The organism is Mesorhizobium sp. Arg314 (assembly GCF_053714275.1).
The window spans coordinates 174,250-193,378 of record NZ_JBSKBP010000004.1 but is presented as its reverse complement, the minus strand read 5'-3'; the positions used below and the strand labels follow the sequence as shown (position 1 = coordinate 193,378).

Sequence of the window (19,129 nt, the reverse complement as noted above, 5' to 3'; positions counted from 1 at the left end):
CCTCATCCGTCTCGGCGCTGCGCGCCGATCCACCTTCTCCCACAAGGGGAGAAGGAAAAGCGTCGCGTAGCGCTCCTACTGCGTCAGCACCGTCTTCGACGGGCGCTGGTTGTAGTCGCATTTGCCTTGCACGGTGTAGAAGAAGTCGGCTTGGCTGCTGCCTATGGCCGCGGATGTCGGCACCGCGCTGCCGCCGTCTTCCCAAGCCTGGTAGCCGGTCTGGCCGCAGGGCACGGCGGTGAAGATGTCGACGATCTGGCCGGTCGCCACCTCCGGCATGTTGGTGGCGCTGGTGCCGATATAGAGCCGGTTCGAGGTGGTCGGATCGTTCGATTGCAGCGTCTGCGGGTTGCCTGAGGGCACCTTCATCTGCAGATAAAGCTTGTCCATCTGGCTGACGTCGATCACCGCGCCCGTGCCATTGGCGGGATAGAACGTATCGGCGCAGGAATAGGTCGTGCCGTACTGGTCTGTCTGGATGACCGATCCGGACGGCAGGTTCTTCTGTAGGTTCTTCAACGTGCCGGTGGTGCACACCTGCGTCTGCACCGTCGTGGACGTGGACCCGTTGACGGTGCTGACCGTGGTCGTGCCGTAACCTTTCGGGTCGCCATAGCCATTATAGCTGTAGGTGATCGCCATCAGCTTCTGGGCGGTGGTGTCGCCGAATTTGGTGCCGTAGAGATACATGGTCTTGCCCCAGTAGCCCGACACCTTCGTCACCTTGAACGTGGTCTGCACCAGCGCCGGTGTCTTGCGCACCGAGGAGCCGACGCCGACCTGCACCGTGTTGATCCGCGCGATCTGCATGAAATTGGTCGGCATCGGGTAGCTTGCCGCGGCGGTGAAGGTCGCCGTGCCGAACGTATCGACATTGACGCCGGTCAGCGTCGCCGCCCCCTGCCCGCTATTGGCGACATAGGCCTGCTGCAGCGCCGTCTGGCGGTCGGACAGCGATGTCGTGGTCGGCAGCGTGGTGATCGAGATGATCGCCGCGTCGAGCGCGTTCTGCATGTCGCTGCGGGCCGTCACCGCCGAGGTGTAGTCGACCGAGAAGCCGATCGCCGTCACCAGCGGGATCGTCATCAGCACCATGATCGGCATCATCGAGCCGTCGCGGCACGCGAGGAATTTGATCGCCGCCCCGGCCGGGCTGAACTTTCGGGCAGAACTGGACATTTCGGGCCTTCGTCGTCGCGGCGGTGAGCCGGGTTACCATCCGGGGGCGAAAGATGCCCTAAAGCGGTGCATGAAAGTTTAAGCGCTTTGAATGTTTCGTGAGCGGGACGTGAAGGGGCGCCTTTTCCTTCTCCCCTTGTGGGAGAAGGTGGCCGCGCAGCGGCCGGATGAGGGGTGTTCCAGGGAAAGCAGACGTCTCACTCCGCTGGAACGCCCCCATCCGTCTCGGCGCTATCGCGCCGATCCACCTTCTCCCCGTGAACGGGGAGAAGGGAAAAAGGCGCGCCGCTTGCCCCTCAACTCTGCCCCTGCTAAAGCGCGCCGCATGACCACCCCGCTCGACCACATCCGCAATTTCTCCATCGTCGCCCATATCGACCATGGCAAATCCACGCTTGCCGACCGGCTGATCCAGCTCACCGGCGCGCTGGAGGAGCGCGACATGAAGGAGCAGGTGCTGGACTCGATGGATATCGAGCGCGAGCGCGGCATCACCATCAAGGCCCAGACCGTCCGGCTGAACTACCGCGCCAGGAACGGCGAGGACTATGTCCTGAACCTCATCGACACGCCCGGCCATGTCGACTTCGCCTATGAGGTGTCGCGTTCGCTGGCCGCCTGCGAGGGCTCGCTGCTGGTGGTCGATGCCAGCCAGGGCGTCGAGGCGCAGACCTTGGCCAATGTCTACCAGGCCATCGACAACAACCACGAGATCGTCGTGGTGCTGAACAAGGTCGACCTGCCGGCGGCCGAGCCCGAGCGCATCCGCGAGCAGGTGGAGGAGGTGATCGGCCTCGACGCCTCCAACGCGGTGATGATCTCGGCCAAGACCGGGCTGGGCGTGCCGGACGTGCTGGAGGCGATCGTCCACCAGCTGCCGCCGCCGCGCGAGGGCGACATTTCCGCCCCCTTGAAGGCCATGCTGGTCGATAGCTGGTACGACGCCTATCTCGGCGTCATCGTGCTGGTGCGCATCATCGACGGCGTGCTGAAGAAGGGCCAGACCATCCGCATGATGGGCACCGGCGCGAAATATCTCGTCGAGCGCACCGGCGTGTTCAAGCCGGCCCGCGTCAATGTCGATGAGCTCGGCCCGGGCGAGTTCGGCTTCTTCACCGGTTCGATCAAGGAGGTGGCCGACACCCGCGTCGGCGACACCATAACCGAGGACCGCCGCCCGACGCAAAAGGCGCTGCCCGGCTTCAAGCCGGCGCAGCCGGTGGTGTTCTGCGGCCTGTTCCCGGTCGACGCCGCCGATTTCGAGGACCTGCGCGCCGCCGTCGGCAAGCTGCGCCTCAACGACGCGTCCTTCTCCTATGAAATGGAAACCTCCGCCGCGCTCGGCTTCGGCTATCGCTGCGGCTTCCTCGGCCTGTTGCATCTGGAGATCATCCAGGAGCGGCTGGAGCGCGAGTTCAACCTCGACCTCATCGCCACCGCTCCATCAGTCGTCTACCGCCTGAACCTCAATGACGGCTCGGTGAAGGAGCTGCACAACCCGGCCGACATGCCCGACGTGGTCAAGATCGCCTCGATCGAGGAGCCGTGGATCCGCGCCACCATTCTCACGCCCGACGACTATCTCGGCGGCATCCTGAAGCTCTGCCAGGACAGGCGCGGCATCCAGGCCGACCTCTCCTATGTCGGCAAACGCGCCATGCTCACCTACGACCTGCCGCTCAACGAAGTCGTCTTCGACTTCTACGACCGCCTCAAGTCGATATCCAAGGGCTACGCCTCCTTCGACTATCACCTGACCGACTATCGCGAGGGCGACCTGGTCAAGATGTCGATCCTGGTCAACGAGGAGCCGGTCGACGCGCTGTCCATGCTGGTCCACCGCACGGCGGCCGAAAAGCGCGGCCGCGCCATGTGCGAGAAGCTGAAGGAGCTGATCCCGCACCACCTGTTCAAGATCCCGATCCAGGCCGCGATCGGCGGAAAGGTCATCGCCCGCGAAACCATCTCGGCGCTGCGCAAGGACGTCACCGCCAAATGCTACGGCGGCGACGTCACCCGCAAGCGCAAGCTGCTCGACAAGCAGAAAGAGGGCAAGAAGCGGATGCGCCAGTTCGGGAAGGTGGATATCCCGCAGGAGGCGTTTATCCAGGCGCTGAAGATGGGGGATTGAGGGCGCTAACGCACGGCAACGTCGAAGAACGTTCGAACTTCAGCGGCCCACTCGAGAAACTGGGGTGTTCCTGAACCACCTGGTTGGAAATGAAGGATTTCGTCCGGGTCCCGATTCGGACCTAGCCGCAGAGGGCCGAACTCGTTCAACAATTCCAATAAAGTAGCAAAGTTTCGATGCGCGTAATAATGTCGAGGTACCTTAAGTTGACTAAAGACTCCGTAATTTAGAGCTATTGCGTTGTCAAAGTCCACTTGGATTGGAACTCCAGCAGTTATCAAAATTTGTCTGATTTGAACAGGATTCCGAACCGTGGGTTCATCGCGCCTAGCAACTTGAAGCGGCCTAGCCTTGGCGTATTGCCTTGGCCGCAAGCTCTCCAAAGCTAAGGCCCCGTATTCGCCATCTAAAAGCGGACGGTGGCCAATCCGTCGGATGGCCAGGCCCCTTGTTTGCTCACGACGAATTACAGTTATGGCATAAGAACGCAACGCGTCCACACAAAGATTATCGAGCTCAACAACCAAACTGCCAACGTAGAAAGACGACACTGCCGGCTGATCCCAGCTCCGCGTCATGTACGCAAGCTCCAGCTTAGTGCTTCTTTGCCGAACGAAACTGAGGTTCTTCAAATAATCATTTCGCCAAGTCATGCTTCGTTTTCTAGTGCGGCCAAAATAAACGCAAAACGTCTAAATTTCTGATTGCCTACGTTTGTCTTCTCAGAGCAGGCACTAACGAAATCCGAAAGCGCGGCCTCGGGAACCTCCTCTGCCAGAGCTTGATTGAGCGAAGCCAAAGTCAATCCAAGTTGCCGAATGCCGCTTAATTCTTCTGTCTGTTCACCGCTGAGACCTGGTAGAACAAAATTAGAGTTCCTCTTGGCGATAAGAGCCGCCAAATAGGTATAGAACACGTGCTTGCGGGCCAGCCGCTCGTAGGTCCCGTCATCAAACAGCCGCCAAGCGTCAAAAGCTTCAGCGATCAAATTTCCGTACTGCGCCGACAGAGCGAACTCCCTATCGTAGCGCTTATAAAGCGCCTCAATATTTGAGGGCTTAGTCGTAATGAAACCATCCTCCAGTATCGAAATCAAGTCAGAAAAAATACGCGTGTCGGCCATTCGGACAATATCACGGCGGGAGAGCACTCCGGCCTTCAGAAGATCTTCTCTATACAGCCGAGATAACTCCAATATAAACCACTTAAACTCTCCCTGATATTTCGCGTTAAGAAGTTCTTCAGCATTAAGAGAAACGTTGTTCGCATTCATTCTGGCAAATGACTCACGAATATCGTCCTCTGGAACGCCACTAAATTCATCTATCGAAAGAGAGTATGAAAGAAACGCTTCCTGCTCATCCTCAGATAAGTCACGATATCTTTTCTCGCGTAGCTGCGTAGTTGGAATATTTTTCGAAAGGCGCGTCTTATTTCGATAAAAGAGAAGCAGTGCGTGGCTCCTCTGCTGGCCATCCACGATTTCTTTGATGCTTCGCTTCGTCTTCAAATCAAATTTTGTGTAAAGAAAAATTTTCGGTATGGGATATCCGAGAAGGACCGATTCGATAAAATACGATCGCGCATAAGGGGTCCAGACACCCTCTTCCCTTTGGTAATCGTGGTTCACCACGATGCGGTCTTTTTCCATGCCTTCACAATAGTCCGCTACAGACATGGGGGAAGCATTGGCTTTCATAGGGACGACCTCTCGTAGGTGGCGGCATATTCAGGTGGAGGTGAAAAGCCAGAGGCGACTGATCGACTATTTACCGTTATCATATTGTGAGGTGCCAAGAAACTGAAGTTGGAGATGCGCTTATATTGATGACTGCGCAAAATTTCGTCGACAATAGCGGGAACGTCAACAAATATCTCTTTATAGTATGACCCCTGCGTAACGATAGTTATCGTTCGCAAGTCGTCAACCGAGTTAGTAATTTTTTTGAGAGAATTTTCGAGTCGTAGAAAATAGCTAGAGAAAAACTGCAAGTAATACGCCGAGGACGCTTTCGATTTGTGGCTAGAAATCTTTTCTAAATTCGATGCCGCTATGGAACTTTTCGGGAGACCGACCTTCCTTTTTCCTGATAGCGTCAGGACACTTCCAAGCATGGCTCGGCGCAGGGCGTCCAGGTCGATCGGAGTCTCTGCATTCAGCAGAAGGAGCTCCGGCAAGGTTTTCATCACATAGTCAATCCGCGTGAGGTATGGGGGTGACGTAATGATGTGTGACGCTGCGGTTCGCCAACGCAATTTGCTCCAGTCTGCTGTTGTCAGATGGGGCGAAACGTTGTCGCCGACAGAGGCAGCGCCCGTCTTCCATTTAGATAGGGCCGAGAAAGAAGATAAGCATTCGGCCGCAATCACCTCTGGTTTGAATTTTGCCGCCTTGAGCAATAGGAGCGAAAACCAAGTGGGATTCTTTGATCGTATGCTCCGAGCAAGTGCCCTGCACGTGACCATAAAGCCAAAGCGCAACGCGTCATGCAGGTCGACATCACAGCCTTTCTTCGCGCATTTCAAAAGCATTCCGCAGAGTTCAAAAAGGGACGTTTCTTCGTCGCCGAATTCCATCGAGTTGATGATAGCTATCGCATGGTCGCATGCCATCTCCACCCTGTCGGGGCGCATCGAGCGAACGGCGGCTATAGGCTTCATTGCCGGATTTATATCCACACCGAAGGATCGAATGCCCATCCGTGTGCAAACGGCCGTCGTGGTGCCAGATCCGTTCCATGGATCCAAGACCGTATCCTGTTCTGATGCGTTGATTTTCCTGAGAATAGACTCGACAAATTGTTCGGAATATCCCGCGTAGTAAGGGTAGATCGAACCCCTTCTGGTCGCTGGCGTGTGCTTGGGTGATTCCGGCTCATCATGCATGGCGACTTTTGTAAGCCAGGGCAAAAAAAAGGGAACACTCCGAAGGTAATAAATTATTGCGTCTCGCTGACTTCCGTCCTAGTGCCGCGCCAGCCAATCGTCTCCTTCTGTCTCATCCCGGCTTTAAGAACGTGTTTCCATACAGTATCCTCTCCCCAGCTCGGGGAGACATCACATGCGCTCCACCTCCGCCACCATCGCCGCGATCGGCCTCGCCATTGGCGGCGCGTTGGGCTTGGCGGGCACCTTCGTCGCCAGCGACGCGCTGCGCGAGACGCTGTGGACCATCGACGGCGTGGCGGTCGTCGTCGCGGCAGCGCTGCTCACCCTGAAATACCAGCGGCTGGGCAATGATCTCGTCGCGGCCGGCTTCCTGACGTTCCTGGCCGGCGAAAGCCTGCTTCTGGCCGGCAACGCGGCGGGCCTGCAGGCGAGCGTGCCTTCCTATGCCGGCGGCATTGCGCTCTGGGCGGCGGGGCTCACCATGGTCAGCGCGCCAGCCACCTTCGCGCTCTGGATGCGGCTCACCGCTTTAGTCTCGGCGCTGCTCTTCACCATCTCGGCGGCGATGATCCTGTGGGGCGCTCAGCTGTTGCCCACCTCCGCGCCGCTGCCCGCCGCCGGCTATCCGTTCCTAGTCCTCACCTTCATCGGCTGGATCTGGACGATTGCGAAATCCGAGCGTTGAATGGGCGAAAAATGGCCGCCCCGCTCGAACTCCGCAACAGCCCCTCGGGAAAGATTCTCCCGGCGCTCGGGCCGTTCCTGATCGGCGGCATTTTCGGCTTCGGCGCGCTGCAGGGCGTGGCCTCGGGCGCCGATGGCGGGCATGTGCTGTGGATCGCGCTGCTCGGCGCCGCCTGCCTCGCGCTCGGCGTTTTCATAGCCCGCGGCGCCTTCGACACCTCGGTCAAGGTCACCCTCGACAGCCGAGGCTTCCGCGATGCTCGCGCCGGCGACGTGCTGGTGCCGTGGAACAAGGTCATGAGCGTGCGCCTCGCCGCCGGCGGCAAGGGTGCTGCGATGCTCAATTTCGAGCTCACCGAGGAGCCGCCAGACGAGATCAGATACGCTGCCGCCAATGCCTTCGGCCTGATGCCCTTCGGCAAGACCATTGTGCACATGGAAATCTCCTCGCTCGACGTGCGCGGCCAGGACCTGGTGGACGCGGTGAAGACATTCGCGCCGCATGTGGTGGTGAGGAGGTAGGGCGCCGCAAATCGCCGACGTTGCACGGTGAGCGGGCGCCGAAGCCGCTGATCTCCCGCCTTGTGGGGGAGATGTCCGGCAGGACAGAGGGGGGCGCGAAGGAACGCCGACACTTCCGTCGTCATCCTAGGGCGGAGCAAGGAGCGAAGCGACGCGCGCAGACCCTAGGATCCATGCCGTGCCGCTAAGGCGTTGCAACGGTTATAGAATTCTGCACCGTCGCACCCGACGGCAAACGTCACGGCATGGATCCTCGGGTCAAGCCCGAGGATGACGAATGGAGAAGTTCGGCGGGACAAGCGCCCCCCTCTGCTCTGCCGGGCTTTCGTCGTTCGCAAAGCCAAGCAATTGGCTTTGCGCCCGCTACGCGGACCACTCCTCAATCCCCACAAGGGGGAGATTACGCACTCCACCCGTGCTCTACTCCGTCCGGGGACCCCGCCATGATTCGCGCTCTGCTCGCCGCCCTTCTCCTCACCACGCCGGCCTTCGCCGCCGACATGTCCGTGTTCGTGCGCAACAAGCGCTCGGACGGCGTCGCGGTGGAGCTGTTCAGCCGCGACAGCGGCAAAGTCTGGCCGGGCGACGACAAGGTCTACCTCATCCGGCCGAAGGCGCGAAAATCCGTACCGATCTCCTGCGAGCCGGGCGAGCACATCTGCTGGGGGGCCTGGGTCGACGGCAACGACCGGGTTTCCGCCGGCGTCGGCCCCGACAACGACCAGCCCTGCGACACCTGCTGCTTCATCTGCACCGAGCACTCGACCGAGACGGTGGACCTGGCCGAGTAGCGGGGTCTTCCCTTCTCCCCTTGTGGGAGAAGGTGGCCGCAAAGCGGCCGGATGAGGGGTGTTGGAAGAAACGAGGCGCCGGCGATTGGGCTCGATGCTCCACGATGGCGCCCTTGCCAAGCTGGAGCACCCCTCATCCGTCTCGGCGCTTCGCGCCGATCCACCTGCTCCCACAAGGGGAGAAGGGGAAGTCCCGCCAATCCCCCAAAATCAGTCACCTATTTTCGTCGCCAACCCCTTGGCAGCGGCCCGCATCGTGCCATCATCCCGCGATCGGCCGTGGGGGCCGATTCTACCTCGGGGGTTTTCATGTCGATCCTTTTCGCGCGCCGCGCCGTCGCCGCGCTTTCGCTTGCCGTCCTGTTCGTGCCCGCCGCCCATGCCGGCGACGTCACCTTCCAGATCAAGAACAATCACCCCAACGCCATGCGCGTCGAACTCTACAGCCAGGACCGCGACTATGTCTGGCCGGGCGATGGCAAGGATTTCTACCTCGACGACGGCGAGACCAAGCAATTGCCGATCTCCTGCAACGAGGGCGAAAAGATCTGCTACGGCGCCTGGGTCGACGGCGACGAGGAAACCTATTGGGGCGTCGGCCCCAACAACAAGGAAATCTGCGACGACTGCTGCTACACCTGCAGCGGCGGCCAGAGCGAGGAGATCGATCTGCAGGAGTAGGGGGACGCCTCTTCCCCTTCTCCCCCTGTGGGAGAAGGTGGCTCGGCGCGCAGCGCCGAGACGGATGAGGGGTGCTCCAGCGGAGTGAGACGCTATTGGCCTGAGCACCGATGATGGCATGCCGCACCAGCCCATAACCCCAGCCAAACGAAATTTCGCTCGTTCGATGCGCCGCGAGGCAACGGACACGGAAGACCGCTTATGGCAGGAGTTGCGTGGCCGCCGTCTCGACAAGATCATGTTCAAACGGCAGGTGCCGATCGGCCGATTCGTAGCCGACTTCCTTTGCGCAGATGCTCGGCTCATCGTCGAAATCGACGGCAGCCAACATGCGGAGTCGCGCCATGACCGGGAGCGTGATGCCGAACTGAAGGCGAGGGGATTCCGCGTGCTGCGGTTCTGGAACGACGATGTTTTGAAGGAACTGGACGCGGTCTGCGACACCATCATCGCCTATGTGCGGGATGAAAGTTTGCAACCTTGGCGGTGATGCCGATCGGGCGTATTTGCCAAGCTGGAACACCCCTCATCCGTCTCGGCGCTGCGCGCCGATCCACCTTCTCCCACAGGGGGAGAAGGAGAAGCTGCCCATCCTCCCAGCTTGACGCCTTTCCCACAGCCGCCCTAGCCTGTCTCCCATCAACAGGAGTACCCTACCCAAATGGCAGGCACGGTCGAAGGCGAGAAGATCGACGTCGGTTTCAGCGGCAAGCGCTGCATCCATTCGCGCAATTGCGTGCTCGGCAACCCGCATGTCTTCGTGCCCAACGCGCCGGGCGAGTGGATCCATCCAGACGCAACGAGCGTCGAGCAGGTCGTGGCGCTGGCGGAAAACTGCCCGTCCGGCGCCATCACCTACAACCGCAAGGATGGCGGGCCGCAGGAGAAGCCGCCGGCGGTCAACACCGTGCGCGTCAGGGAGAACGGCCCGCTGGCGGTGCATGCCGAGATCGTGCTGGGCGATGAGACCTTCTTTCGCGCCACGCTCTGCCGCTGCGGCCTGTCTCAGAACAAGCCGTTCTGCGACAACAGCCACATCAAGGCCGGCTTCACCGCCACCGGCGAGCCGCCCTTGAAGGAAGCGCAGGTGCTGGAAGCGCGGGATGGCCCGCTCAACGTGACGCCCACCGCCAACGGCCCGCTGAAGGTCGAAGGCAATGCCGAGATTGTCACCGGCACCGGCCACACCATCGCCCGCACCACAAAAGTCTTCCTCTGCCGCTGCGGCCACTCGGCCAACAAGCCGTTTTGCGATGGGTCGCATAAAAAGATCGGCTTCCTGGCATGACAAGCCCCGCGCCGGCGTTAGTTAAGGATGAGGTCTCGCGCTCAGGAGGATATCCATCATGCGCACCATGCTCGTTCTTGCTCTGCTTGCCCTGGCCATGCCCGCCTACGCCGCCAATCACGCGGTCCAGATCAAGGGCATGAAATTCAACCCGTCGAAGGTCAGCGCCGCCGTCGGCGACACCATCACCTTCACCAATGCCGACCCGATGACGCACACTGCCACCGCGGATGACGGATCCTTCGATACCGGCCAGCTTGCCACGGGCAAGAGCGCCAAGGTCAAGATCGCAGCCGCCGGCGCGCACCCCTTCCATTGCGCCATCCACGTCTCGATGAAGGGCACTGTCACGGCGAAGTAGGAGGCGCCGGCGGCGGAGCCGATCTCCTGCGTTGATGATTAGAGAGGCCGGCGGGACAGAGGGGGGTGGCTTGGCGCCAACTTCTCAGCAAATCTTCGAAGCCGCTCCAGCTCTCCGTCCCTTGGCCCATCCCTCCCTTCTTTATCCGCAACGCCGTATCGGCTAAGGGGCAGGCACCCGATCCTCTTGTCCCGGACTGCCGCCCCAAATGACCGCCAAGCCAAAACCTCTCTTCCTCGGCATCGACACCGGCGGCACCTACACCGATGCCGTGCTGTGGTCGGAAGAGGGTGGGCCCCTGAATCAGCCAACCAAAGGCAAGGTGCTGGCCAAGGCCAAGTCGCTGACCACGCGCCACGATCTCGCCGTCGGCATTGCCGGCGCGGTCGATGCGGTGCTGGAGAAATCCGGCACCGACCCGGCCGCGATAAAGCTGGTCTCGATGTCCACCACTTTAGCCACCAACGCGCTGGTCGAGGGCCAGGGCGGGCGCGTGGCGCTGGTCATGATCGGCTTTTCCGAGGCCGATCTTGCCCGCGACGGGCTGAAGACGGCTTTAGGCACCGACCCGGTGGTGTTCTGCCCCGGCGGTCATGACGTGCACGGCAATGCGGCAAAACTCGATCTTTCCGGTCTCGAGGCGGCACTGCCGGAGCTTGGGCGTTCGGTGTCGGGCTTCGCCGTCTGCGCCTATTTCGCCACCCGCAACCCGGCGCATGAGCTAGCAGCGCGCGACCTGATCCGCGACAAGACCGGCCTGCCGGTCACCGCCAGCCATGAGCTTTCGGCGAAGCTCGGCGGCCCGCGCCGCGCGCTCACCACTTTGCTCAACGCCCGCCTGATCTCGATGATCGACCGGCTGGTCGCGGCGACCGAAGGCTTCCTCGCCAAGCGCGGCATCGCCGCGCCCCTGATGGTGGTGCGTGGCGACGGCGCGCTGGTGTCGGCGGCCTTTGCCCGCCAGCGGCCGATCGAAACCATTCTCTCCGGCCCCGCCGCCAGCCTCGTCGGCGCCCGCCATATGACCGGGCTGGACGACGCCTTGGTCTCGGATATCGGCGGCACCACCACGGATGTCGCCGTGCTGGATGGTGGCCGGCCGCGTCTCGATCCCGAAGGCGCCACCGTCGGCGGCTTCCGCACCATGGTCGAGGCGGTCGCCATGCGCACCTTCGGCCTCGGCGGCGATTCCGAAGTCACGCTGGAAGACGGCGCGCTCGACCCGAAAATCCTGCTCGGACCGCGCCGTCTGGTGCCGCTTGCGCTGGCCGGCCTGGCGCATGGCGAGGCGGTGACGTCGGAACTGGAACGGCAGCTGCGCGCGCCCAATCCCGGCCGCATGGATGGCCGTTTCGCCGTGCGCACCGGCGTGCCGGACCGGCTCGCCGCCGGCCTCACCGGGCCGGAAGCGAAACTCTACGAGACGATCGGCGCCACCCCGCTGGCGCTCGACAGGCTGCTTGCTTCCAACGCGCAGAACGCCACGCTGAACCGGCTCGTGGCGCGAGGGCTCGTGCACATATCGGGCTTCACGCCGTCCGACGCCGCCCATGTGCTGGGCAAGCAGTCGAACTGGGATCCAGCCACCGCCCGCATCGGCGCCGAGCTTTTCGCCCGCCGCCGCGACGGTCGCGGCCAGGCGATCGCCGCGACGCCGGAAGCGCTGGCCGAGCGCGTGCTTGTCACGCTGACCCGCTGGTCGGCCGAATACATCCTGGAGACCGCTTTCGCCGAGGACGGGCTGGACGGTGCCGCGACCGTCGCGCATGCGCTGGTGCAGCGCGCGGTCGATGCCCATCCCGGCATCGCCCGCTTCACCGTCGCGCTCGACCGCCCGGTCATCGGCCTCGGCGCCTCCGCGCCGCTGCATTATGCAGGCCTGCCGCCGCTCGTCGGCAATGGCTGCATCGTGCCGGAGGATACCGACGTCGCCAACGCGCTCGGCGCGGTGGTCGGCCAGGTGCGCGTCTCGGCCGAAGCCCGCGTCAGCCAGCCCAGGGAAGGCCTCTTCCGCCTCGCCTCCGGCCAGACGGTGCGCGACTTCACCGAGGAGGAGAAGGCGATTGCGGCGGCCGAAGCCGATGTGCAGGCGATCGTTGCCGAACGCGCCAAAAACGCCGGCACCGACAATGCCGAGATCGAACTTGCCACCGAGTTCAAGGTCTCGACCATCGAAGGCCAGCGCATGTTCATCGAGGCGCATGTGGTGGCGGTGGCTTCGGGGCGGCCAAGGATTGCGGTGTGAGGCGACTTTTTTCCTTCTCCCCTTGTGGGAGAAGGTGGATCGGCGCGATAGCGCCGAGACGGATGAGGGGTATTCCAGCGGAGTGAGACGCTGGTTTTCCCTGGAACACCCCTCATCCGTCGCCTTCGGCGACACCTTCTCCCACAAGGGGAGAAGGAAAGGCGGCGCCGCCCTACACCCTAAGCCGAATTGACCCCGCAACCCCAAACATGCCAAAGGCCCCCGAGCCAGCAAACACGGCCGACTTCCCTCGGCCACCTATCTGGAGACGTGCTGATGACCGATCGCATCGAGATCGCCGGGTTGCGGATTGCCCGGGAGCTCCATGACTTCGTGGCCGAGGAGGCAGCAGTCGGCACCGGCGTCGACCCGGAGAAATTCTGGACAGGCTTTTCGGCGATCGTCCACGATCTCGCGCCGAAGAACCGCGCGCTGCTGGCCAAACGCGACGCCATGCAGGAAAAGCTCGATGGCTGGTACCGCCAGAACGGCGCACCGATCGACATGGAAGGCTACAAGAATTTCCTGAAGGAGATCGGCTATCTGGTGCCGGAAGGGCCGGCCTTCAGCGTCGGCACCGAGCATGTCGACCCTGAGATCGCCGTCGTCGCCGGGCCGCAGCTCGTCGTTCCGGTGATGAACGCGCGCTATGCGCTCAACGCCGCCAATGCGCGCTGGGGCTCGCTCTACGACGCGCTCTACGGCACCGACGCCATTCCCGAGACCGGCGGCGCCGAGAAGGGCAAGGGCTTTAATCCCGCGCGCGGCGCCAAGGTGATTGCCTGGGCCAGGGATTTCCTCGACCAATCGGTGCCGCTGACCACTGGCAAATGGGCCGGCGTCAACGGGTTGTCCGTCGCGAACGGCGCGCTGAAACTGGGTGAAGGCGCCGGCGCCACCACGCTTGCCGACCCAAAGCAGTTCGCCGGCTATCGCGGCGATGCCGAGAATCCCGAAGCCGTGCTCTTGGTCAAGAACGGCCTGCATATCGAGATCGTCATCGACCGCGCCAACCAGATCGGCAAGACCGATCCGGCCGGCATTGCCGACGTCATCCTGGAATCGGCTTTGACCACCATCCAGGACTGCGAGGATTCGGTCGCCGCTGTCGACGCCGAGGACAAGGTCGTCGTCTACCGCAACTGGCTCGGCCTGATGAAGGGCGATCTTTCCGAAGAGATCACCAAGGGCGGCAAGACCTTTGTCCGCAAGCTCAACCCGGACCGCCGCTACACGGCTCCCAATGGCGGCCAGCTGCTGCTGCCTGGACGTTCGCTGATGCTGGTCAGAAACGTCGGCCACCTGATGACCAATCCGGCGATAACCGATCGCGACGGCCACGAAGTGCCGGAAGGCATCATGGATGCGGCCATCACCGCGCTGATCGCGCTGCACGATGTCGGCGCCAGCGGCCGCCGCGCCAATTCCCGTGCCGGCTCGATGTATGTCGTGAAACCCAAGATGCATGGGCCCGACGAGGTCGCCTTCGCCGTCGAGATCTTCGATCGCGTGGAAGTGCTGCTCGGCATGGCGAAAAACACCATCAAGATGGGCATCATGGACGAGGAGCGGCGCACCACCGTCAACCTCAAGGAAGCGATCCGCGCGGCAAGAGCGCGCGTGGTGTTCATCAACACCGGCTTCCTCGACCGCACCGGCGACGAGATCCACACCTCGATGGAAGCCGGCCCGATGATCCGCAAGGGCGACATGAAGCAGGCCGCCTGGATTTCCGCCTATGAGGCCTGGAATGTCGATACGGGGCTGGAATGCGGGCTCGCCGGCCATGCCCAGATCGGCAAGGGCATGTGGGCGATGCCGGACCTGATGGCGGCGATGCTGGTTGAGAAGATCGCGCACCCCAGGGCCGGCGCCAACACCGCCTGGGTGCCGTCGCCGACGGCCGCGATCCTGCACGCCACGCATTATCACAAGGTCGACGTGCATGCCGTGCAGGCGGCGCTGAAGAGCCGGCCGAAGGCCAAGCTCGACGATATTTTGTCCGTGCCGGTGGCGGTGCGGCCGAACTGGACGCCGGACGAGATCCAACGTGAGCTCGATAATAACTCGCAAGGCATTCTGGGCTATGTCGTGCGCTGGATCGACCAGGGCGTCGGCTGCTCGAAAGTTCCCGATATCAACGATGTCGGCCTGATGGAGGACCGCGCCACGCTGCGCATCTCCTCGCAACACATCGCCAACTGGCTGCGCCACAAGGTCTGCTCGGAAATCCAGGTCCGGGATTCGCTGCAGCGCATGGCGGCGATCGTCGACCGCCAGAATGTCGGCGACCCGCTCTACCGCCCGATGGCGCCGGACTTCGACCATTCCATCGCCTTCCAGGCCGCCTGCGACCTTGTGTTCAAGGGGACGAGCCAGCCCAATGGCTATACGGAGCCGGTGCTGCATAAGCGGCGGCTGGAGCTGAAGGCGAAAGGGTGAACCGGCAGAGGATCGAAGGGCGCGGCGTCAGTCGCCGCGATCATTTTTCATCCGTCAGCGTTGCCCCTCATTGCCCTGCCGGGCATTTCTCCCCGTAAACGGGGCGAAAGAGGCTGGCCGCAACGCGCCGCCATTCCTGCCGCGCTGACAATTGGCGAAAGGAGCGGCGACAAGTCCCTTCTCCCCGTTCACGGGGAGAAGATGGCGGCAGCCAGATGAGGGGCGGCGCCGGCCTCTGCCTAATTGGCAAACAGCACCCCAACGCAGCATACTCAAGCGATCTCGGCTCTTTTGAAAAACCTCAGTTCAGCCCCAGCGTCCCCCGCAGCTTGGGCAAATCCACTGCCAGGGCCGTCACCGGGCCGTTTAGCGCCTTTCGGTCGGCGTCGGACAGCTTGTCGTAGGCCCATCCGCCGTTTTGTACTTCGCCAGGATCGTGTCGACGGTGGTGAAATTGTCGTTGACGGTCTTGATCAGCGCCGGGTGCTCCTTCGCGACCAGTGCCACGATCTTCTGGGCACCGTCGATATTGGCGTGGAATCCTACAGATCGGTGTGGCTCTAGCGGTCTTCCTCGCCGGAGATATTTGACGAGGCAACTTCCTCGAGCAGGCCGGCCGCGCCGTCGACCGCCGGCGGGACGGTGAGCCGGCGCCGATCACATAAACGAGATATCGAGGTGATCGCTGATCGGTCCGCAAGGCATTGACGATTTTGTATCTACCTATTAGTTGGTAGGCACAATTGGATGAAAGGTATCGTCATGTCTGCACAAATCGACCGTGCCCGGTCGTCGAATGCCTGGCTCAAATTCTATTACTATCTGCGGTTTGCGGTGTCAGCGGCCTGGGTTGCCCTGGCTTTCACCGTCGCAAGAAGCAGTCAACCGCTCGCTGCCGTCATGCTGGTGACCTACCCCGTGTGGGACGCGCTCGCCAACTATGTCGACGCGCAGCGTAGCGGCGGGCTCCGCCGCAACAAGTCGCAGATGTTGAACTTCGCCGTCAGCATCGTAACGGCGATTGCGGTCGCCATCGCGCTTGGCCGCAGCATGAATACGGTGCTCTCGGTCTATGGCGTCTGGGCCGTTGTCTCCGGCGCCTTTCAGCTTCTCACCGCCGTGCGTCGCTGGAAAACCAACGGTGCGCAATGGGCAATGATCCTGAGCGGCGCCCAGTCGGCGCTGGCCGGCCTGTTCTTCGTAAAGATGGCCGGCGGCACCGAGGCCATTGGCATCGCCAACGTTGCGCCCTATGCCGCTTTCGGCGCCTTCTACTTCCTGGTGTCCGCTGTGTGGCTTTCCGTGAGCGATATCCTTCGCAAGCCGCGACAGGTCGCGAGTTGAGGTTTCCTCCGCTGGAAGTTAGGCATGTCTATGAACAAGCCCTCGAACACTGCCGATGACATCCTGGCCGCCGCGCGAACCTTCATCGTCGCCGGCGGCTACAACGGTTTCAGCTACGCGGACATCGCCGAGGTGATCGGAATCCGCAAGGCCAGCATCCACCACCATTTCCCCAGCAAGGTCGACCTGGTGCAAACCCTGGTCAGCCGTTATCTCGAGCATGCCGTCACGGGCATGGCGGAACTCGAGCGCAATGTGCCTGAGCCGCCTGAGTTGCTTCGAACCTACGCCGGCTTCTGGGCCCAGTGCATTGAGGATGCGAGCAGGCCGTTCTGCGTCTGCGCCCTGCTCGCCAGCGAGCTTCCGGCTCTTCCGCCCGAAATTGCCGTGGAGGTCCGGGCGTATTTTCGGTTTCTCTCGGGGTGGCTGACCGGCGTCATCGAGCGCGGCGCCGAGCAAGGCACATTGACAATCTCCGCTGCGCCGCCCGTCGAGGCGGAGGCCTTCATGGCGACCGTGCACGGGGCCATGCTTTCCGCGCGAGCCTATGGCGATGCTTTGACCTTCGGCATGATCCTGGCGCCGACGCTGCAGAAGCTGATCCCCACGACCGATTGAAGAGGAAAAGCAAGCCCCGGGAGCCGATGGAGAAGCGGACCTGGGCCCCTTGCGATCCCTTGTGATTACGCCGCCTGCGCCATCCGCTCGGCACTCATCCGGTAAGAAATCGCCTCGGCGAGATGGATGCGGCCGACCGTCTCGCTGGCGTCGAGGTCGGCCAGCGTGCGCGCCACTTTGAGCACGCGGTGATAGGCCCGCGCCGAAAAGCCGAGTTTTTCGCTGGCATCCTTGAGCAGCGTCAGGCCGGCCGTGTCGGGCTTGGCGATCTCCTCGATGATCGAAGGCGGGCAATGGGCGTTGGTGGTGGTGCCGGCGCCCAGCTTTTCGAGCCGTTCGCGCTGCATGGCGCGCGCCCGCGCCACGCGCTGCGCTACCGAAGCACTTGTCTCGGCCTTGTCCGGCCGGATCAGGTCGCTTGCCGAGACCGCCGGCACTTCGATCCGAAGGTCGATGCGGTCGAGCAGCGGGCCGGAAATGCGCGCCTGGTAGTCGGTGCGGCAGCGGTCGCCGCGCAGGCAGCGATAGCCGGGCTCTCCCGACATGCCGCAGCGGCACGGATTCATCGCCGCCACCAGCTGGATGCGCGCCGGGTAGGTGACGCGATGGTTGGCGCGCGCGATCATGCAGTCGCCGGTCTCCAGCGGCTGGCGCAGCGCATCCAGCGTCTGCGGCGTGAACTCCGGCAACTCGTCGAGGAACAGAACCCCATGATGGGCGAGCGAGACCTCGCCCGGCCGCGCGCGTATGCCGCCGCCCACCATCGCCGCCATCGAGGCCGAATGATGCGGGGCGCGGAACGGCCGCCGGTCGGTCAGCTTGCCTTCGCCAAGCTCGCCTGCCACCGAAGCGATCATCGACACTTCGAGCAGCTCCTTCGGCGCCAGCGGCGGCAGGACCGAGGGCAGGCGCTGCGCCAGCATCGATTTGCCCGAACCCGGCGGCCCGACCATCAAGAGGTTGTGCCCGCCGGCAGCCGCCACTTCCAGCGCCCGCTTGGCGCTTTCCTGGCCCTTGATGTCGGCGAGGTCAGGCAGGTCGCGCCCCGCGAGCTGGATGCCGGCTTCGGGCCGCGACAGCACCTGGGTACCGCGAAAGTGGTTGGCGATCGCGATCAGGCTGCGTGGCGCCAAAATGTCGAAATCCTTGCCCGCCCAGGCCGCCTCCGGTCCGCAGGCGAAGGGACAGATCAGGCCCTTGCCTTCGGCGTTGGCGCCGATTGCCGCCGGCAGCGCGCCGGCCACGCCGGCGATGGTGCCGTCGAGCGACAATTCGCCCAGTACCACATAGCCTGCCAGCATGTCGCCAGGGATGGCGCCGAGGGCCGCCATCAGGCCGAGCGCGATCGGCAGGTCGTAATGGCTGCCTTCCTTGGGCAGATCCGCCGGCGCGAGGTTCACCGTCACCTTCTTCGACGGCATCGACAGGCCGGACGCATGCAGCGCCGCCTGCACGCGCTCGCGGCTTTCGGCCACCGCCTTGTCCGGCAGGCCGACGATCTGCATGCCGACCTTGCCCGGTCCGACCATCACCTGGACATCGACCGGCACTGCCTCGATGCCCTGGAAAGCGACCGTGCGAACCCGCGCCACCATTTTTCAAAGCCCCCGGATACCTGCCCTCCTGCCGGTCCTGCCACCAGGCGGCGAAGGGGTCAACGAAGACAACCACAGATTTTTGTTTACTGCAAGAACATTACGAGAACAGGCTTGTTATCAAGGCAATGACTTCGGCTCGGAAGTGCCATCGACGTCATGAGGCTGAAGTCGTCGAGGGGCTGTGCGCCCGCCCGGCGCAGGAACCGGTCACAATCCACTATCGGCTGCCGCTCGAAGCGCTTCTCTTAGCGGAACTCCAACGCAATCCTCACGCTCGACACGAAACTCGGAGCTTTTTCCAAGCGCTTGGCTGACGCGCCATTCTCTAAAGGTCTCGCGGAATCGACGGCAAGGCT

Annotated in this window: 17 protein-coding genes; 12 read left to right on the top strand and 5 right to left on the bottom strand. The window is 62.6% G+C overall.

The window, feature by feature from the left end:
- Positions 1–75 precede the first annotated feature (75 nt).
- Positions 76–1,179, bottom strand: a complete 1,104-nt coding sequence (locus tag ACWGS9_RS06590) for a TadE/TadG family type IV pilus assembly protein (RefSeq protein ID WP_454504464.1) — start codon at positions 1,177–1,179, stop codon at positions 76–78.
- Between the two features lie 325 nt (positions 1,180–1,504).
- Here ACWGS9_RS06590 and lepA point away from each other — a divergent pair, with 325 nt between their 5' ends.
- Positions 1,505–3,310: a translation elongation factor 4 gene (gene lepA / locus ACWGS9_RS06585; protein ID WP_454504463.1), complete on the top strand. Its 1,806-nt coding sequence runs from the start codon at positions 1,505–1,507 to the stop codon at positions 3,308–3,310.
- Between the two features lie 649 nt (positions 3,311–3,959).
- On the opposite strand, the gene ACWGS9_RS06580 is transcribed toward lepA, so the two are convergent.
- Both ACWGS9_RS06580 and ACWGS9_RS06575 read right to left on the bottom strand, forming a co-directional pair.
- On the bottom strand, positions 3,960–5,009 hold the full coding sequence (locus ACWGS9_RS06580; RefSeq protein WP_454504462.1) for a DUF262 domain-containing protein: 1,050 nt from the start codon (positions 5,007–5,009) through the stop codon (positions 3,960–3,962).
- Positions 5,006–6,196 carry a DNA methyltransferase gene (locus tag ACWGS9_RS06575; protein ID WP_454504461.1) on the bottom strand — a complete coding sequence of 397 codons (1,191 nt, stop codon included), beginning with the start codon at positions 6,194–6,196 and terminating at the stop codon, positions 5,006–5,008. Before ACWGS9_RS06575 ends, ACWGS9_RS06580 begins: the two co-directional genes overlap by 4 nt.
- A 175-nt stretch (positions 6,197–6,371) precedes the next feature.
- Between ACWGS9_RS06575 and ACWGS9_RS06570 the strand changes: the two genes are divergently transcribed.
- From ACWGS9_RS06570 to ACWGS9_RS06530, 9 genes are all read left to right on the top strand, one after another.
- On the top strand, positions 6,372–6,884 hold the full coding sequence (locus ACWGS9_RS06570) for a hypothetical protein (protein WP_454504460.1): 513 nt from the start codon (positions 6,372–6,374) through the stop codon (positions 6,882–6,884).
- An 11-nt stretch (positions 6,885–6,895) separates the two neighbouring features.
- A complete protein-coding gene (locus tag ACWGS9_RS06565; protein WP_454504459.1) occupies positions 6,896–7,405 on the top strand; it encodes a hypothetical protein in 510 nt (169 codons plus the stop codon).
- A gap of 443 nt (positions 7,406–7,848) precedes the next feature.
- Positions 7,849–8,196, top strand: a complete 348-nt coding sequence (locus tag ACWGS9_RS06560; RefSeq protein WP_454504458.1) for a hypothetical protein — start codon at positions 7,849–7,851, stop codon at positions 8,194–8,196.
- A 309-nt stretch (positions 8,197–8,505) separates the two neighbouring features.
- The gene (locus ACWGS9_RS06555; protein ID WP_454504457.1) at positions 8,506–8,877 is read left to right on the top strand and encodes a hypothetical protein; all 372 of its coding nucleotides are present in this window, start codon (positions 8,506–8,508) and stop codon (positions 8,875–8,877) included.
- A 118-nt stretch (positions 8,878–8,995) separates the two neighbouring features.
- Entirely contained in the window at positions 8,996–9,367 is a 372-nt protein-coding gene (locus ACWGS9_RS06550; RefSeq protein ID WP_454504456.1) for an endonuclease domain-containing protein, read from the top strand.
- A gap of 171 nt (positions 9,368–9,538) precedes the next feature.
- Positions 9,539–10,165 (top strand): CDGSH iron-sulfur domain-containing protein, encoded by a 627-nt coding sequence (locus ACWGS9_RS06545; RefSeq protein ID WP_454504455.1) that lies wholly within the window; start codon positions 9,539–9,541, stop codon positions 10,163–10,165.
- Between the two features lie 58 nt (positions 10,166–10,223).
- Positions 10,224–10,526 carry a cupredoxin domain-containing protein gene (locus tag ACWGS9_RS06540; protein ID WP_454504454.1) on the top strand — a complete coding sequence of 101 codons (303 nt, stop codon included), beginning with the start codon at positions 10,224–10,226 and terminating at the stop codon, positions 10,524–10,526.
- A 208-nt stretch (positions 10,527–10,734) separates the two neighbouring features.
- Positions 10,735–12,771 (top strand): hydantoinase/oxoprolinase N-terminal domain-containing protein, encoded by a 2,037-nt coding sequence (locus tag ACWGS9_RS06535; RefSeq protein WP_454504453.1) that lies wholly within the window; start codon positions 10,735–10,737, stop codon positions 12,769–12,771.
- A 276-nt stretch (positions 12,772–13,047) separates the two neighbouring features.
- On the top strand, positions 13,048–15,213 hold the full coding sequence (locus ACWGS9_RS06530) for a malate synthase G (RefSeq protein ID WP_454504452.1): 2,166 nt from the start codon (positions 13,048–13,050) through the stop codon (positions 15,211–15,213).
- 366 nt (positions 15,214–15,579) lie between these two features.
- Here the strand turns inward: ACWGS9_RS06530 and ACWGS9_RS06525 are convergent, their stop codons facing one another.
- Positions 15,580–15,720, bottom strand: a complete 141-nt coding sequence (locus tag ACWGS9_RS06525; RefSeq protein WP_454504451.1) for a hypothetical protein — start codon at positions 15,718–15,720, stop codon at positions 15,580–15,582.
- 255 nt (positions 15,721–15,975) lie between these two features.
- On the opposite strand from ACWGS9_RS06525, the gene ACWGS9_RS06520 reads away from it, so the two are divergent.
- Together ACWGS9_RS06520 and ACWGS9_RS06515 are read left to right on the top strand one after the other, a co-directional pair.
- On the top strand, positions 15,976–16,557 hold the full coding sequence (locus ACWGS9_RS06520; protein WP_454504450.1) for a DUF308 domain-containing protein: 582 nt from the start codon (positions 15,976–15,978) through the stop codon (positions 16,555–16,557).
- Between the two features lie 30 nt (positions 16,558–16,587).
- On the top strand, positions 16,588–17,175 hold the full coding sequence (locus ACWGS9_RS06515; RefSeq protein ID WP_454504449.1) for a TetR/AcrR family transcriptional regulator: 588 nt from the start codon (positions 16,588–16,590) through the stop codon (positions 17,173–17,175).
- Between the two features lie 65 nt (positions 17,176–17,240).
- On the opposite strand, the gene ACWGS9_RS06510 is transcribed toward ACWGS9_RS06515, so the two are convergent.
- Positions 17,241–18,770: a YifB family Mg chelatase-like AAA ATPase gene (locus tag ACWGS9_RS06510; RefSeq protein WP_454504448.1), complete on the bottom strand. Its 1,530-nt coding sequence runs from the start codon at positions 18,768–18,770 to the stop codon at positions 17,241–17,243.
- Between the last annotated feature and the right edge of the window lie 359 nt (positions 18,771–19,129).